This is a genomic window from Streptomyces regalis (assembly GCF_001509475.1).
Classification (GTDB): Bacteria; Actinomycetota; Actinomycetes; order Streptomycetales; family Streptomycetaceae; genus Streptomyces; species Streptomyces regalis.
Genome location: NZ_LLZG01000377.1, coordinates 45,098 through 59,207 on the forward strand (window position 1 = coordinate 45,098; position 14,110 = coordinate 59,207).

Annotated in this window: 14 protein-coding genes; 7 read left to right on the forward strand and 7 right to left on the reverse strand. The window is 68.4% G+C overall.

Annotated elements, in window-relative coordinates; genetic code table 11:
- Nucleotides 1–205: 205 nt before the first annotated feature.
- Both ADL12_RS57180 and ADL12_RS37595 read right to left on the reverse strand, forming a co-directional pair.
- Nucleotides 206–427: a hypothetical protein gene (locus ADL12_RS57180; protein WP_244188192.1), complete on the reverse strand. Its 222-nt coding sequence runs from the start codon at nt 425–427 to the stop codon at nt 206–208.
- Nucleotides 355–1,080: an SDR family NAD(P)-dependent oxidoreductase gene (locus ADL12_RS37595; protein ID WP_341846393.1), complete on the reverse strand. Its 726-nt coding sequence runs from the start codon at nt 1,078–1,080 to the stop codon at nt 355–357. Before ADL12_RS37595 ends, ADL12_RS57180 begins: the two co-directional genes overlap by 73 nt.
- A gap of 282 nt (nt 1,081–1,362) precedes the next feature.
- Here ADL12_RS37595 and ADL12_RS37600 point away from each other — a divergent pair, with 282 nt between their 5' ends.
- Nucleotides 1,363–1,569 carry a hypothetical protein gene (locus tag ADL12_RS37600; RefSeq protein WP_159053400.1) on the forward strand — a complete coding sequence of 69 codons (207 nt, stop codon included), beginning with the start codon at nt 1,363–1,365 and terminating at the stop codon, nt 1,567–1,569.
- A gap of 467 nt (nt 1,570–2,036) precedes the next feature.
- Nucleotides 2,037–4,697 (forward strand): hypothetical protein, encoded by a 2,661-nt coding sequence (locus tag ADL12_RS37605; protein ID WP_062711285.1) that lies wholly within the window; start codon nt 2,037–2,039, stop codon nt 4,695–4,697.
- A 20-nt stretch (nt 4,698–4,717) separates the two neighbouring features.
- Here ADL12_RS37605 and ADL12_RS55200 read toward each other — a convergent pair whose 3' ends face one another.
- Nucleotides 4,718–5,512 carry a hypothetical protein gene (locus ADL12_RS55200; protein WP_167364455.1) on the reverse strand — a complete coding sequence of 265 codons (795 nt, stop codon included), beginning with the start codon at nt 5,510–5,512 and terminating at the stop codon, nt 4,718–4,720.
- Between the two features lie 225 nt (nt 5,513–5,737).
- On the opposite strand from ADL12_RS55200, the gene ADL12_RS37615 reads away from it, so the two are divergent.
- From ADL12_RS37615 to ADL12_RS57880, 3 genes are all read left to right on the forward strand, one after another.
- Nucleotides 5,738–6,127: a hypothetical protein gene (locus ADL12_RS37615; RefSeq protein WP_062711287.1), complete on the forward strand. Its 390-nt coding sequence runs from the start codon at nt 5,738–5,740 to the stop codon at nt 6,125–6,127.
- Nucleotides 6,128–6,255: 128 nt separating this feature from the next.
- Nucleotides 6,256–7,452, forward strand: a complete 1,197-nt coding sequence (locus ADL12_RS37620) for a pentapeptide repeat-containing protein (protein ID WP_063806780.1) — start codon at nt 6,256–6,258, stop codon at nt 7,450–7,452.
- Between the two features lie 311 nt (nt 7,453–7,763).
- Entirely contained in the window at nt 7,764–7,886 is a 123-nt protein-coding gene (locus ADL12_RS57880; protein ID WP_279617188.1) for a hypothetical protein, read from the forward strand.
- A 256-nt stretch (nt 7,887–8,142) separates the two neighbouring features.
- On the opposite strand, the gene ADL12_RS37625 is transcribed toward ADL12_RS57880, so the two are convergent.
- Together ADL12_RS37625 and ADL12_RS37630 are read right to left on the reverse strand one after the other, a co-directional pair.
- On the reverse strand, nt 8,143–10,053 hold the full coding sequence (locus tag ADL12_RS37625) for a hypothetical protein (RefSeq protein ID WP_062711290.1): 1,911 nt from the start codon (nt 10,051–10,053) through the stop codon (nt 8,143–8,145).
- Nucleotides 10,054–10,615: 562 nt separating this feature from the next.
- Entirely contained in the window at nt 10,616–11,518 is a 903-nt protein-coding gene (locus ADL12_RS37630; RefSeq protein WP_062711293.1) for a LysR family transcriptional regulator, read from the reverse strand.
- 188 nt (nt 11,519–11,706) lie between these two features.
- On the opposite strand from ADL12_RS37630, the gene ADL12_RS37635 reads away from it, so the two are divergent.
- On the forward strand, nt 11,707–12,012 hold the full coding sequence (locus ADL12_RS37635) for a DUF1330 domain-containing protein (protein WP_062711297.1): 306 nt from the start codon (nt 11,707–11,709) through the stop codon (nt 12,010–12,012).
- Here the strand turns inward: ADL12_RS37635 and ADL12_RS37640 are convergent.
- The gene (locus ADL12_RS37640; protein ID WP_062711300.1) at nt 11,993–12,739 is read right to left on the reverse strand and encodes a Vgb family protein; all 747 of its coding nucleotides are present in this window, start codon (nt 12,737–12,739) and stop codon (nt 11,993–11,995) included. The genes ADL12_RS37635 and ADL12_RS37640 overlap by 20 nt on opposite strands.
- An 87-nt stretch (nt 12,740–12,826) precedes the next feature.
- On the opposite strand from ADL12_RS37640, the gene ADL12_RS37645 reads away from it, so the two are divergent.
- Nucleotides 12,827–13,168 carry a hypothetical protein gene (locus ADL12_RS37645; protein WP_159053402.1) on the forward strand — a complete coding sequence of 114 codons (342 nt, stop codon included), beginning with the start codon at nt 12,827–12,829 and terminating at the stop codon, nt 13,166–13,168.
- Here ADL12_RS37645 and ADL12_RS37650 read toward each other — a convergent pair.
- A complete protein-coding gene (locus ADL12_RS37650) occupies nt 13,149–13,748 on the reverse strand; it encodes a hypothetical protein (RefSeq protein ID WP_159053403.1) in 600 nt (199 codons plus the stop codon). The two genes, ADL12_RS37645 and ADL12_RS37650, sit on opposite strands and share 20 nt — an antisense overlap.
- Between the last annotated feature and the right edge of the window lie 362 nt (nt 13,749–14,110).

A 14,110-nucleotide genomic window follows, 5' to 3' on the forward strand; every position in this document is an offset into this window, starting at 1 on the left:
CCGACCCTCGGGTGGTCCTCGCCGGCGCGGGGATTGCTCGCGGCCGCCGGAGATCCTCGTCGAACCCAGTGTGCTCAGTAAGGGGAACCCGGCGTTTCCTTGGCCCAGACCCCTTCATCGGCGGAGCCGCCCGAGGACGGCACGAGCCCGTTGATCATCCAGAGTTCCTCGCTGGTCTCCTCGCCCCGGGAACCGTGCGCGGTGTTCAGTCGAGGACGAAGGGCCGGTCCCAGGGTGCCGAGTTGCGGGCATTGATCACGTGCTCGGCGACCGGGCCTACCGGCACACGCAGGGGGACCTCCGGGCGCTCGACGAGATCGGCAAGGACTGCAGCAACCTGCTCGGGGCTGCTCATTATCTCGGCCGGGATCCCGGGGCCGTCGAGGAGCGCCGCGTAGGGGTCGTCCGGGAGACGGTAGGACAACACGTCGTCCAGCGCGCCCGAGCTGATCGGGCCCGGCTCGGCCAGGGTGACGTCGATGCCGAAGCCCGCGAGCTCGAGCGCCAGCGTCTCACCGAACGCCTCGAGCGCCCACTTGGTGGCCGCGAGGCAGCTTGGCTGGGGTGGACGGTGCGTCCACCGACGCTGGAGACGAAGATGAGGCGGCCCTTGTTGCGCTGACGCATCTGCGGCAGTACGGCCTGCGTCACGCGGATCGCGCCGACGGTGTTGTGGGAGTAGAGGCGCTCGATCTCGTCCAGCGGGCTCGCCTCGACCGCGGCGGCGAAGATGGCACCGGCGTTGGAGATCAGGGTGTCGATTTCCCCGGCGTCCTTGATGGCTGCATCGACGCTGGCCTGGTCGGTCACATCGAGACGCAGGCGCTCGGCGACCTCGAGACCGTCGAGCGAGCGGGGGTCGCGCGCCGTCGCGATGACGCGGTGGCCGCGCTTGGCGAGCTCGGCGGCGGTTGCACGGCCGACGCCCTTGGAGGCGCCAGTGATGAGGATTGACGACATGGCAGGTAATACTCCTTGTTCGCGGGAATGGGGCCACGGGTGTGGCCTCCCGAGGAATGATTCGGGCCTGGGTGGTTGGAGGGGCGTCAGCTGTTCAGAAAGCCCAATCGCCCACCACATGAGCCTCGACGTAGTAGGTACGGGCCTTCTTGGAACGCGTGACCGCCGCTGCCAGGCGCCTCGCGAGGGAGGACCGTCAGTGCCGTAACCGCGCCCGCCCAGGGTCGGCCCGTGCGGCGGGGAGCTGCCGATAGCGCGCTTCTCCTCGCCGCCACGTTCGAGGACCTGTGTGAACAGCGGTGTACGGCGCTGGCTCCAAGCCCAGCTCGGCCCGACACCGATCCCAACGACCTCATCAGCCGCTACGAACGCCTTCGCTCAGCCAAGGCCGTCGCCTTGGAGGTGCTTCACGAACGCCTCGCCGTACTCGTCGCTGAGCCGCTGAAGGTGACGGTCAACGGTGTCGCCACCATCGACAACTCCGCCAACGTCACCGCCCTGGAGCGCCGCGCCGCGCAGATCAACGACGAGACCGCCCCCGACGAGCAGTCGACCGCGGTCCACGACGTCCTGACCACGGTGCAGCTGTGCGCGCGGCGAAGGCGGTGAGGCCAAGGTGTGACGCCCCGCGAGCTGACGGCACTGCTCGCGTGCCCCGTACCTCCACCGCAAGCGGAAACATCCGCTCGACCTGTCACCCGCCCAACGATCAGCACCCGATCCGGTCACGCATTCGATGTAGAAACGCCCGTTTCAGCCTCATGTCCCTCGCCGCGGTGGTGCCATGCCTAGGTCATGAGAGGACCGGGCACTGTGTGAAAGGGGGGTGGTAGTCGCTGCGTTGGCTCGGCATGCACGGCCCTGCACACCGCGTCTCGCGTGGCGGACCGGTGAACTCTCCACAAGCAGTGCGCAGTCGTCACGCGTGGCGCAGTGGGCCGATCGGGTGTCGGGACGCCACTGGGGAATCTTTACGTATTGATTGCCGTTTTCGGCTCTTCCGCAACTCCCCTTTGCTCAAAGCTGGTCCACATCAAGTGTCATGTGCACCACGCGCTTCTTAGGGGAGGCACTTCATGGCAGTCAGCGGTCGGCGAGCGAGACGCATTTGGGCGGTGCTCGCCACCTCCGCCGCACTGGGTCTGACAGTCACTCAGGCCCAGGCGGCACCCGGCGGCGACGACGCCCCATTCGGCGTCCGCATCCTGCACGAACAGGCCCTCCTGCATGAACGGCAGGGGGGCCTTTCGCTTTCGGAGGAAGAGGGACCAGGGGAAGAGGAGCCGGGGGACGGCGGCGAGGAGAACGAGCACATCGCCGCGCGGGCCGAGGAGTACGCACAGGCCCGCACCGCGCCGGGCGGCATCGTGGCGCCGGGCGCGTTCGGGGCGGCGTTCGGCGAGATGCTGAACCTGCCTGACACCAAGGGAAGTTGGCGTAACGACACCCGGTTGCCGTACGACGCCGACGACCCCCGCTACCGGGACATCAACTCCAACTCCAGTGGCGGCGCCGGCAAGGTGACCGGCCGGGTGACCGGCATGGCGGCCGACGACCGCGGCTACGTGTACGCGGGCTCGGCCAACGGCGGCGTCTTCCGGTCGCGCACCGGCGGCGGCCACTGGACGAACATCTCCGACGAGCTGCCCGCCCTGTCCACCGGCGACCTCCAGCTCGACCCGCGCGGGCGCCTCTGGTACGCCACCGGCGAGGCCAACACCAGCGCGACCGCCTTCCTCGGCACCGGCGTCTACGTCCTGAAGGACCCGCGGTACGGCAAGTTCAGCCGACGCGACCGGGTCGGCGGCGACGAGCTGGAGTCGACGTCCATCAACGCGCTGAGGTTCGCCGGCGACAAGGTGTGGGCGGCGACCACGCGGGGCGTTTGGAGCCACAGCACCAAGACGTTCAAGGGCCCCTGGAAGCTGGAGTTCGCGCCCAACCCGGACTATCTGCCGGGCGGTCCGAAGGACGACGACGAGAGCGCCGCGTACAAGAACATCGCGAGCGACATCGCCATCGACGCCAAGGACCCGAACAAGGTCGTCCTCGCGGTCGGCTGGCGCAGCGGCGACACCTACAACGGCTTCTACGCCAAGGGGCGCAGCGGAAGCTGGGAGCGGCTGACCGATCTCGGGGAGCTGCCGGCCAACGCCGAGTACGTCGGCAACGTCAGCTTCGCGCGCAGTGCGGACGGGTCGCGGTACTACGCCATCGACCAGTCGCCGCAGCAGATGGCCGGCAACCCGGACAGCGGCCTCGCGGGCATCTACGCCTCCAAGTCCGGCTCGCCGACCGGACCGTGGACGAAGATCGCCGACTACAAGCAGCTGCGCGACTCCGGATCGGCGCTCACCGGCGAGGGCTACCAGCCCGGCATCCAGGCCTGGTACAACCAGTTCCTCACCGTCGACCCGAAGAACCCCGACCATGTGTACGCCGGCCTGGAGGAGGTCTTCGAGACCAAGGACGGCGGCAAGACCTGGACCGTCCCGGGCCCGTACTGGAACTTCGGCTTCGAGTGCTGGTCCATCGACCCGGCCAAGCAGTCCGGCGACTGCCCGCAGACCACGCACCCCGACCAGCACGCGGTGGCGATCGGCAGCTACTACGGCAAGCCGTACGTCCTCGTCGGCAACGACGGCGGCGTCTACCGGCGTCCGGTGAACGGAAGCGCCGGCTCTGACGGCCACGCCACCGACTGGACCTCCTTGAACGACGGCACGATGGACGCCCTGCAGTACTACTCGGTGGGCGTCGGCACCGACCCGGCCTCGCGTGGCATCGCGGTCACCGGCGGCCTCCAGGACAACGGCCAGTCGATGCTGCGACCCGGCGACCGGGTGATGGGCTCCAACTTCGGCGGAGACGGCGGCGACACCATCACCGACCCGGACAATGGGTGCAACATCGCCGAGGAGTACGTGTACCTCTCGGTGTCCGTCACGCAGAACTGCGCGGTGAACGACGGAAGTTGGATCGACGACCCGGCGGGGGCCACGTCGTACTCGGTGGCTCCGCCCGACAACAAGACGGCCGAGGCGCGCTTCATCGCGCCGCTGAGCGCCGATATCAAGAACAAGAACACCTGGGTCGCGGGCGGCCGGCACGTGTGGGTCAACACCAAGGGCTACGGCATCCGTAGCGGCAGCGAGTGGTTCGAGGCCTTCGACCTGGGCCAGGGCCGCACGGCCACGGCGGTCGCCTCCTCCGGCGGCAAGGTGTACGCGGCCTGGTGCGGCCCCTGCAACAACCAGGGCTTCGCCCGGGGCGTCGCGGTCGGCAACGCCGACGGCACCGGCTGGCACGAGCTGAACCTGCCGGTCGACAGCAAGGTCCCCAACCGTTACCTGTCCGGGCTGGCCGTCGACCCGGCGGACTCCGACCACGTCCTGCTCGCCGTCAACGGCTTCTCCCGGAAGTGGACGGAGGGCCCCGGCGCGGGCGTCGGCCACCTCTTCGAGACCAAGGACGGCGGCGCAACCTGGACGGACGTCTCCGGCAACCTGCCGGACGTGCCCGCCAACTCGGTGGTCCTGCTGAAGAACGGCACGATCGCCCTGGGCACGGACCTCGGGGTGCTGGTCCGCACGCCGAAGTCCTCCGGATGGAAGGTGGCCGGCGCCAACCTGCCGACCACGGCCGTGCTCCAGCTCAAGACGGGCCCGGACGGGCGGCTGTACGCGGCCACGCACGGGCGCGGGATCTGGTCCATCGACGTACGACGGCTGCGGTGACCTGAGCCGGAACCGCGTAGTTACCCCCCCAAAAAAAAGCAGCAGGGGCCGCCGCACCTCTGAACGGTGCGGCGGCCTCCGGCCCGGTCAGTAACGGACGTTGCGCAGATCCAGCTTCCATGCCTCGTCGGGGTGTTGATCCCAGTAGGCACGGAGTGCCAATTCACGGTCCGCGAAGTGGCCCTGGTGGCACAGACCGCCATGAGAGAGAGGGTGACGCTCATCGCGAGCGGGGACTCGGTGGTCACCCGGTGCGGGGTCAGGGCATGGCTCCACAGCAGGTCCCCCGGCCCCATCCGTACGGATTGACGGTTGGCCGGGTCGTGTTCGGGCAGCTCCTCTGCGGTGGTCTCGCCTACGACAGCGGCTTCGGCCGTGAGGTATCGGTCGGGGTCCTTGTAGCTGTGGAAGGTCTTGGTGCCTTCGATCTGACACACGAGTCCGTGTGAGTTGTCGTTGGTGAACCCCCAGCTCGATAGCTGGGTTCGCCAGGGGATCATGACCTGCTCTTGGAATCCGGCGAGGATCCCGTCGTAGAAGCGGGTGAGGTTGAAGTGGACCAGGCGGAAGGTCCAGGTGGTCACTTCTTCGATCGGCGCTGTGCGGAAGGCCGACGTGCGGTCCATACGCACGGACCAGTCCTCGTCTCCGAGGATGGTGAAACGCACTTCTTCGTCCTGTCGGATCGCGTCGAGGACGTCGAGGGCAGGCGGGAAGGTGAAGCCGGTGGCGGTGAGGACGTTGTTGACGCGCAGGTTGGGAGGAGTTCGCCACCGTTCGATGAACTCTTCTGGTGCAGTGACTGAGTTCGTCATCGTCTACTCACGGGGTGTCGTCGGCGCGGCAGATGGCCGCACGCTCTGGGGTAGTCCGGTCGTGGGGTTCAGCGTGGAGAAAGCGGCTGATCTCCGCGCGAGGTGCGCGGACGTTCGCCCCTGACTTGCTGTAGGGGCAGCGGCGGATCTCGCCGCTTGCGGACACGTACAGGGCCGCGGATGCGCAGGAGGGCCGCTGCTCGGGGTACAACTGCGAGGCTGCGTATGCAACGCCGGGATCCGATTGACCTCGTCGCCAGCGCGGTCTATGCCGCCGACCGGCTGGCGCGGCTGGTCAAGATTCGCCTCTGGGACGGTACGACAGTGGCGCTCCTGCCCGTGGGGCGGAACACGGTGGCAGCGTTTGGGCCCGAGCTGAAGGCGCGTGTGCCGGACCGGACCGTGGCGGAACATCGCATCGAGCTCGGAGGCGGACAAGGCGTCCGAGTGGTACAGCGCCGCGGGAGACCCGGCAGCGTCGGCTACGACTGGGACTTCGTTCCCGATGACGGTGTGGATGTCGACAGGCAACCGCTCCGCACGGTCTTCGACCAGAAGATGCGGGAGCTGATGCGCGAGGCCGGAGATCCCAACGCGGACGCATCCCGGCCGTAGCGGCTCGTTGCGGTCCAAGCTCAAGGTGAGAGGACGTCGTACTTACACGGCGTGGTGGTACCTCAACTTCTGCTCTGAGCTTCGCCGTTCGGCGGTTGAGCGGCCGCAGGTGAGACCATGCTGCCTCCATGAAGCCGAAGACGAAGCGGATCGTGGTCGCCGTGGTACTGGCTGCGGTGGTCATCGGATACGCGCTGCTGCTCTGGAAAGGGCCGTGGTGGGTCGATGGCGCGCATCTGCGGACGAAGAACCTCCAACCTGCTGACGGCGTCGTGATCACCGGCTTCCGCACCATGCTCGTCGCCCTGGGTGCCGGAGCTGTCGCAGCCCTCGGCCTGTACTACACGCATAAGAGTCACCAGCACACCGAGAAACTCTTCGAGCACACACGTGAGAAGGACCGCGAACAGGCCGAGCTGACTCGGGAGGCTCAGGTCACCGAGCGCTATGTCGAGGCGATCAAACTTCTGTCCTCTGACAACCTCCCCCAACGACTCGGCGGGATTTACTCGCTGGAGCGCATCATGCGGGACTCCGAGAAGGACCACGCAACCGTCGTCGCCGTGCTGGCGGCTTTCGTCCGGGAAAAGGCGCCTGCGCAAGAGCAAGATAGCGAAGACGCCGAAAGGAGCGTCGAGTTCAGCCCACCTCAGGAAATCCAGGCGGCACTCACCGTGTTGGGTCGAAGGCCGGTGCGTGAGGAGCGGTTCCGTATCGACTTGGCGCGCACAGACCTCTGCGGCACCGACCTGTCGGGCGCTCGTCTAGCAAACGCGGATCTGCGCAGGGCGAATCTGGAGCTAGCGAACTTGGCCGACGCGAACTTGGCTGAAGCGAGCCTCTACGAGGCACGTCTCCAACGAGCTGACCTCCGTGCAGCTAATCTGGAAGGGGCCAACCTTCACGAGGCTCATTTGGAGCGCGCGATCCTGGTTGGAGCTCATCTTCGACGCGCGATTCTGATGGGAGCTCACTTGGAACGAGCGCGCCTTCCCGAGGCCCATTTGGAAGGCGCGTCCCTCCGTGGAGCACATCTTGAGCGCGCGGAGCTGTCTGGAGCTCACCTGGAAGGGGCAGACCTGATGGGAGCCCACCTGGAAGGGGCAGACATGTCCGAGGCCCACCTGCAGGGAGCCCGCCTGTTCGGAGCGCACCTGGATGAAGCCAGTCTGGGAGGCACTGACCTGGCCCTCGCTGAGGGATGCAAGGTCGACATGCTCGTCACCGCCCAGTTGTGGTCATCCACCCGACTTCCATCAGATATTGCAGGTCACGAGGAGATCCAGGCCCGCATCAAGGAATTTGAATCCTTGCCGGAAGCCTGATGCTTGTCACCAGTGACAATCGGAAGCATGACCACCGAACGCGGCCGTGACGGACGGCCCCTCGTCACCACCGCCCTGGCCGCCTACAGCCTCGGCGTGAAGCCCAGCTCATTCCGCACCTGGGCCGCACGTCACAGCATCACGGCGGCTGACTACCAGCCCAACCCCCGATGCGGCCAGCCGATCGCCCTATGGGACCTCGCGGACATCGCCCAGGCCCTTGCCCCCGGAGCCCGGCCAGTGCGCCGGGCTTTCGCATGCCCGCCCTCTGACCGCCCTGGCGAACGGCCGACACGGTCAACGGCAACCAGGTGGCCAACACGGGCAAGACCGTGATCAGGGTGCGCAACGCGCACGCCACCAACCCTCAGAACGTCACCTTCGTCACCCCGATCACCGTGTGGCTACGACGTCGTAATTCGGCCCCGGCATGACGACTCGAAGCGGCCCCGTTTCGTGAAGATCCATGACCGCTCGAAGCGGTCCCCGTGCCGGCATGGGCAGGTCTCTGCCGGAGTCTGAGAAAGCCGCTGATGCTCAAGGGCGGGGGCCGACTCCAGCCGCCCGGGTGAGGCCGCCCGAACGACGTCGCGGCCAACCCCGCAGGTGCGCTGGCGGCGCACGTACGACCGTGTACGGCGGGTGCTCGCGGAGTTGGGGCAGGGGTGGCCGGCTTAGGCGTGCCGGAGTTCAGCGCGGGGCTGTCGCAGCCGTGGTAAGGATGCGGTGCAGGACGGAGACCGGGATCGCCGGGTTGGTGACCGCGGCGCATGCCGTGTCGCGGTCGTGCAACAGCCCGGCCAGGACGCGGGCCGGCAGCCGCGGGTTGCGAAGCGCGGTGCCGCGGACGTGGGCCTCCGAGTCGTTCAGCAGCCGCACCGCGTCGGCCGGTGACAGCCGGGGGTCCTCAGCCGCGCGGCGGCGCACCTCGGCTTCGGGATCCCGGGCCAGGCGTGCGACGTCGGCCGTTGTCGACTCCGGATCGTCCAGGGCCAGGCGGCGCATTCGCCCGCTGGGGTCGGCGGTGTAGCGCAGCAGGCCCGCACGGGGGAAGTTGGGGTGGCTGCGGGGCCGGTCGGGGTGGCTGAAGCTGCCGTCCCACCAGCGCCAGACCTCCAGCAGCATCTCGGCCGGCGCGTCCTCGCACGATTCGGCGAGGAACAGGCGGACCACCCGGTCCCCGTCCCGCGCCAGGCGCGCCACGACATCCGGCGGGAGGTGCCGGGCTCGAGCCACACTGCGGCGGACCACAGGGTGGGACGACGCGGCGAGGCGGCGCATCGCGTCGGCGTCGCCGTGCAGGTCCTCGACCCAGGGCAGGGTGCGCGACATGGACGTCGGGTCGAAGTCGTGGCGGACCGCGGCACGTTGCTCCTCCGTGAGGTCGGGGCGCAGCGCCACCGCGGAGCGGATGTCATCCTGCAGGTCCTCCGCCAGCACGGCGACGCCGTGCGCGCCCAGGCCCGGGTTGGCGGCCAGCGCCCGACGTACCTCCGCGTCCCCGTCCCGGACCAACTCCGCCTCCAGCTCGGGCGCGAGGCGGCACCGTTCGAGCGCCCGCCGCGGGTCGGGCAGGGCGGCGAAAACCTCGCGAGGCATGGGTACGCCGGTGTGGTGGGCGAGCAGCGCAGCCGTTCGCACGGCGTGGTCGGTGTCGGCCAGCAGCTGCTCCCGCAGCGGCGCAGCGAGCTCCTCCCACCGGGCACAGGCAGCCGCCCGAACTCGGGGATCGGCGTCGGCCGCGAGGCCAGGGAGGTGCTGTGCGGGGAGCCCCGGGAGTTCGGCGGCCCGCGCGCGGCACGGGCCGGCGAGGAGGTCGTCGTACAGGTCCTCGGGGAGTTCGGCGCCCCAGACGCAGGCGTGCTCCGCCCAGAGCACGCGTCGATCGGGCGACGGCTCGGCGCGGACCAGGCGTACCCACTGATCGGACGTGAGCTTGGGCCGAAAGGTGTCGGCGAGCCTTGACCGCACCCGCGGATCGGGGTGCGCCACGGCGGCGTCGAGGACGGCGGGCCGGTCGCATCCGTGCAGGAAGCCCTCCTCCACATCCAGCAGCCGGATCAGCAGTTCGTCCGTCGCAGCCGGATTGAACCCGATCCCCTCCGCCCAGTGCAGAGGCCACGCACGTCGGCCGGGCACCGCCGCCCACACCTCGGCGCGTTCGACCTCCGTCTCGCGCCCGGCGGCCGCGGCGGCCTCCTCCAGCCGCTCCGGCAGTCGGTCGAGGGCCGTCACCCGAGGCCCGTCCGCGCCGGGCACCTCCGCCAGCAGCACCTGCCCGTCGAGGGAGAGCGCCACGAACCCGGGGTCGCCGGTCAACTCCGGCACGCCGCCCCCGGTGTGCCGGACCCGGGTCCACCAGGAGTCGTTGCCGCCGATCCGGTGCCTGAGGACGGCCAACAGGAACTCGCCGTCGTCATCGCGAAGACGGCGCCACCACGCGGCATCGAGCGCTTCCCGGGCCGCGCCGTCCGGCGCCGCGATCCCCCGCGCGATCCGCCAGCCGGCCTCCGGCGGGAACAGGCGGCCCGGGCGCACGTCCTCGACGACCGTCAGTCCGGCGCGTGCGAGTAGTTCATGGAGTTGCTCTGAGTGCTGCACGCGGTCATGATCCCCGCCGACTCACGGTGGGACAAGGCCCTCAGCCCAGGCCAACCAGCCCTCACCCGCGTACACGTCATTGACTGCGACGTCGTTCGGGCCGCCCCACCCGGGCGGCTGGAGTCGGCCCCCGCCCTTGAGCATCAGCGGCTTTCTCAGACTCCGGCAGAGACCTGCCCATGCCGGCCCGATGGCCATGCTTCTGTCTCAGGAGCGTGGCCATTTCCGGCCTCGGGGAGCAATGGAACAGTGGTTGGCGTTAAGCATTGACCGACGTCATGGACGCCGTTGACGGCGGGCGTTCCCGCCGGTTACCCGTGCTTGTCCGGTTCGGCGTCGGCGAAGGCGCGGTATCCGCCGAGATCTCGGGCTGGGCGAGGATGTCGCCGCGGTGTACGACTCGGACCGGACCCGGGGCCATCATCGGATGCTGATCCGCCGGCGTAGCGAGGTCGTGTCGGACATTCAGCAAGACCGCCGTCGTCATCACCGCGCAGTCCGCCGGGCGCAGGGTCTTCGGCCTCGCCACCGCAGGCGCCCGTCTCGCTTGACCGCTTGCGCGTCAGTCCGGCAGCCAGTGCAGCTCGTGCGCCAGGGTTTTGGCGACGGCACGGATGCGGCGGTGTAGTGGTGACTGCTCGCGTGGTAGGACCAGGTGGATCGTCAGGCTGGGCGCGCCTCGCAGTGGTCGCCAGGTGAGACCGGCCGGTTGTGCCGTGGCCGCGGCTTCTCCGGCCGGGGCGAGGGTGACCCCGTCGCGCAGGTCACGCTGAGACATGTCGAAAGAGACTGCGGGCGTGTGGAATCGGGGGTGTGGTCGGGTGTCTCGGAACAGTGCGGACAGCTGATCGTGGATCACGGGGTTGGCCGCACGGTCCGGGAGTCGCAGCGGATACGCGGCCGCGTCGGCGATCTCGATCTCCGGGTGTTCGGCCAGCGGATGGTGCTGCGCCAGCTGGACCCCGATGCGCGCACGCCGCAGCAGGAACCGGCGCACGCCACGGCCCGGCTGTTCACCGCGGGTGATCCCGGCATCGATGCGGCCGTCGGCGACCGCGGGGGAGATCTCCGGTGTCGCCATCGGGACCGCGCCGACCTCGAGTCCGCTGTTGTCGCGAATCAGCCTGTCTACCAGGGCCGGTGCCGTCTCGGCCCCGGTGCTGAGGCTGTATCCGATGCGCAGCGTGCCCAGTTCACCGGCCGCCGCGCTCCGGGCGGTGTCCCATGCCCGGTCCAGCGCCGCCAGCGCGGGCGGCGCGGACTCCGCCAAAGCCGCACCGGCCGTGGTCAATACGACGCTACGCGTGTTGCGGACCAGCAGGGCCGTACCGAGTTCCGCCTCCAATCGGCGCATCCGGGCGCTGAGTGCGGGCTGTGCGATACCGATCCGTGCGGCCGCGCGGGTGAAGTTCAACTCCTGTGCCAGCACCAGGAAGTACCGCAGGCTCACCGTATCCGGCGCCACGTGCCCTCCCTGCCGATTGATAACGATCCGTTCTGAGTCTATCCCGTACCGGTCTTTCCCTCGACCGCACATCAAGCCCTAACCTGCGCATATGACGATTCAACTGACCGCAGTACCCGTCGCCGGGATCGATCGATCTGAGTGTCAATTCGAAGTCGAACGTGTCCGGCCCAACACAGGAGGTTTCCATGGCTAAGGGCTACTGGGTCAGTGTCTACCCCGCCATTTCCGACCCTGAGAGGCTGGCTGCCTACGACATGCTGGCCGGTCCGGCTGTCCAGGCTGGGGGCGGGCGCGTCCTGTCCCGGATCCCGTCCCGTGGCGGTCGAATCGTCGCCCACGAGGCCGGAATCACGCAACGCGTCGTTCTGATCGAGTTCGACAGCTTTGAACAGGCCGTCGCGGCATACGAGAGCGAGGCATACCAGAAGGCGCTGGTGGCCCTCCCCGGCGGCTTCGAGCGCGACTTCCGCATCATCGAAGGCATCGACTGACCGGCGGGCCCAGCCATCGCTGAGCATCCGTCACCTGATACGCACACGGTGCTGAACGACGACTCACGAGACGAGTTCGAAGCCATGCCCCGCGTCCCAGTTCGTCGTCGACGTCCTCGACGGCCTGATCCCTGTCGGGCGGATCGAAGAAGCGACGCGACGTCCGGGGCAGCTGGACTGTCTCGCTGACCTCGTCGACGAAACTGCTGGTGGTGGCCTTGCCGATCTTGTTGGTGCTGAAGTGGGTGAACCACATCCTGCCGTCGGGGCCGGTGGTGATCTGGTCCGGGCGCGAGCCCGCGGTGGGCACCGGGTACTCGGTGATGGCCCCGGCCGCGGTGATCTTCCCGATCTTGTGGCTGTTGTATTCGGTGAACCACATGTTGCCGTCCGGACCGGGGGTGATGTCGAAGGGCTTGGCGCCGCCGGTGGGCACCTTGAAGTACTTCACCGCACCCGTGGTGCTCATGTTCACGATCATGTTGAGGTTCTCAGCGGTGAACCACAGATTGCCGTCCGCACCGGCGGCAATCCCGACTGGAGTGGAGTTCCCGGCCGGCACCTCGTCCTCCGTGACCACCCCGGCAGGGGTGATCCTCCCGATCTGGACGTCCTGGGGCTGGGTGAACCGGACGTTGCCGTCCGGGCCCGTGGCGATGCCCTGAGCCCGGCCGGGCACGCTGTGCTCGGTGATGGTCACCACCGCGGATGCCGGGATCGCGCCCACCCCGCGCCTGTAGCGGAGCGCTCACTTCCTCCTCGGGCGGACGCGCTGTGCAGGGCCAGGGCGCTGGACCGGCCGGGGATCGTGAACGTGGTCACGGTGAAGGGCAAGGGGTACGGGCTGGCCGAGGCGGATGAGGCCGATCGGCTGCACGCGGTCAGCTGCCCCACACCGCCGGAAAGGTTGCCGAGGCAGAGGCCGGCGAAGCCCAGTTGGACGTCGGTGTTCTCGCGGGCGCTGCTCGAACTCGGCGAGGCTGACGAGGCGTTGGTGGTCATCACTGCGGCGATGGGCGGACCAACCGGATGGAAACCGTTCGCCGAGAAGTTCCCGGACCGGCTCTGCGAGCATGGCGTGGTCTACGCCGTCTCCCTCGAGACGGCAAGGGTTTCCCTCCTGTCCGTACGCGGGGTCACTCCTCGAACAGGGTGAGTTGCTCATCCTGGGGGCCACCAACCAGACCGTCCCGAATGCTGAATTGGCTGAGCAACTTGGCCTCGTCGGCCCGCATGCGTTCGAAGGACAGCCAGTTGCTGCAGGCTGTGGTTCCGTCCGACAGATGAGCCACGACACGCATTCGGCCCTTCCCTGGCGGGGCTGACGAGATCTCCCGTCCGAAGTAGCGGCCGAAGGACCAGCGTCCGGTTTCGTACGGCTCCAGTTTCATCGGCATCGCAGAGCTGCTCTCAGCGAAGAGCTTCAGGTCGTCGACCTCTCTGAAGCCCGGAGACTTGAGCTTCCGCAGCCGCTTCTTCCAGTTCCGCCAGGACACCATCTCGACCTTGAGGCTCTCCACCTGTACAGCCACCGAACTGCGGTTCACCGCCTGCACGTGCGTCTGGTTGCGGACTGCCATCGCGGGCATGCCCGGATAGACCTTGAGTCCCTCCTTGGGAAGCCCGGACATGGCTTGAAGTTCCACCCTCGGACGACCACGCCGGTAGGTGGCCACGGCCGTGGCGAAGCTGCCGCCCGCCATGACTGCGGCACCGCTACTGATGAACAGCGACACCACTGCCGGTTCCATTACCCGCCGGTCCCCCTGCAACGCTCGCACCTTCACGCAGTTCGTCCTGCGCCTTGATGATGATCCCAGGGATCTCTACTTCAGGGTCAGGTTTACGTGTACGCACCGAACTTCGCAGGCTGGCGGAGGCGAGGGCCTCGCCCTCAAGTGTCGCCGTGAGATACCCGACGGAGCACTTACGGACAGTGCGGAACGGCGCGGTGCACGCCGCCCCACTCCACGGCGCTTGGCTGGGATAGCCGTCTGTTCCTTAAGTTCAAACTCAGCGGGCCTGGTTCAGCGCCCGGGTCAGTTCCCGACTTCTCCAGGGGAGCGACTGTGGCGCGAGGCTGGCCGATAGGGCTCCA

What these genes read in the sequence shown, in the direction of transcription:
- ADL12_RS37595 (WP_341846393.1), bottom strand. Translation starts at nt 1,080, where the DNA reads ATGTGGTGGGCGATTGGGCTTTCTGAACAGCTGACGCCCCTCCAACCA.
- ADL12_RS37605 (WP_062711285.1), top strand. Translation starts at nt 2,037, where the DNA reads ATGGCAGTCAGCGGTCGGCGAGCGAGACGCATTTGGGCGGTGCTCGCC.
- ADL12_RS55200 (WP_167364455.1), bottom strand. Translation starts at nt 5,512, where the DNA reads ATGACGAACTCAGTCACTGCACCAGAAGAGTTCATCGAACGGTGGCGA.
- ADL12_RS37615 (WP_062711287.1), top strand. Translation starts at nt 5,738, where the DNA reads ATGCAACGCCGGGATCCGATTGACCTCGTCGCCAGCGCGGTCTATGCC.
- ADL12_RS37620 (WP_063806780.1), top strand. Translation starts at nt 6,256, where the DNA reads ATGAAGCCGAAGACGAAGCGGATCGTGGTCGCCGTGGTACTGGCTGCG.
- ADL12_RS37635 (WP_062711297.1), top strand. Translation starts at nt 11,707, where the DNA reads ATGGCTAAGGGCTACTGGGTCAGTGTCTACCCCGCCATTTCCGACCCT.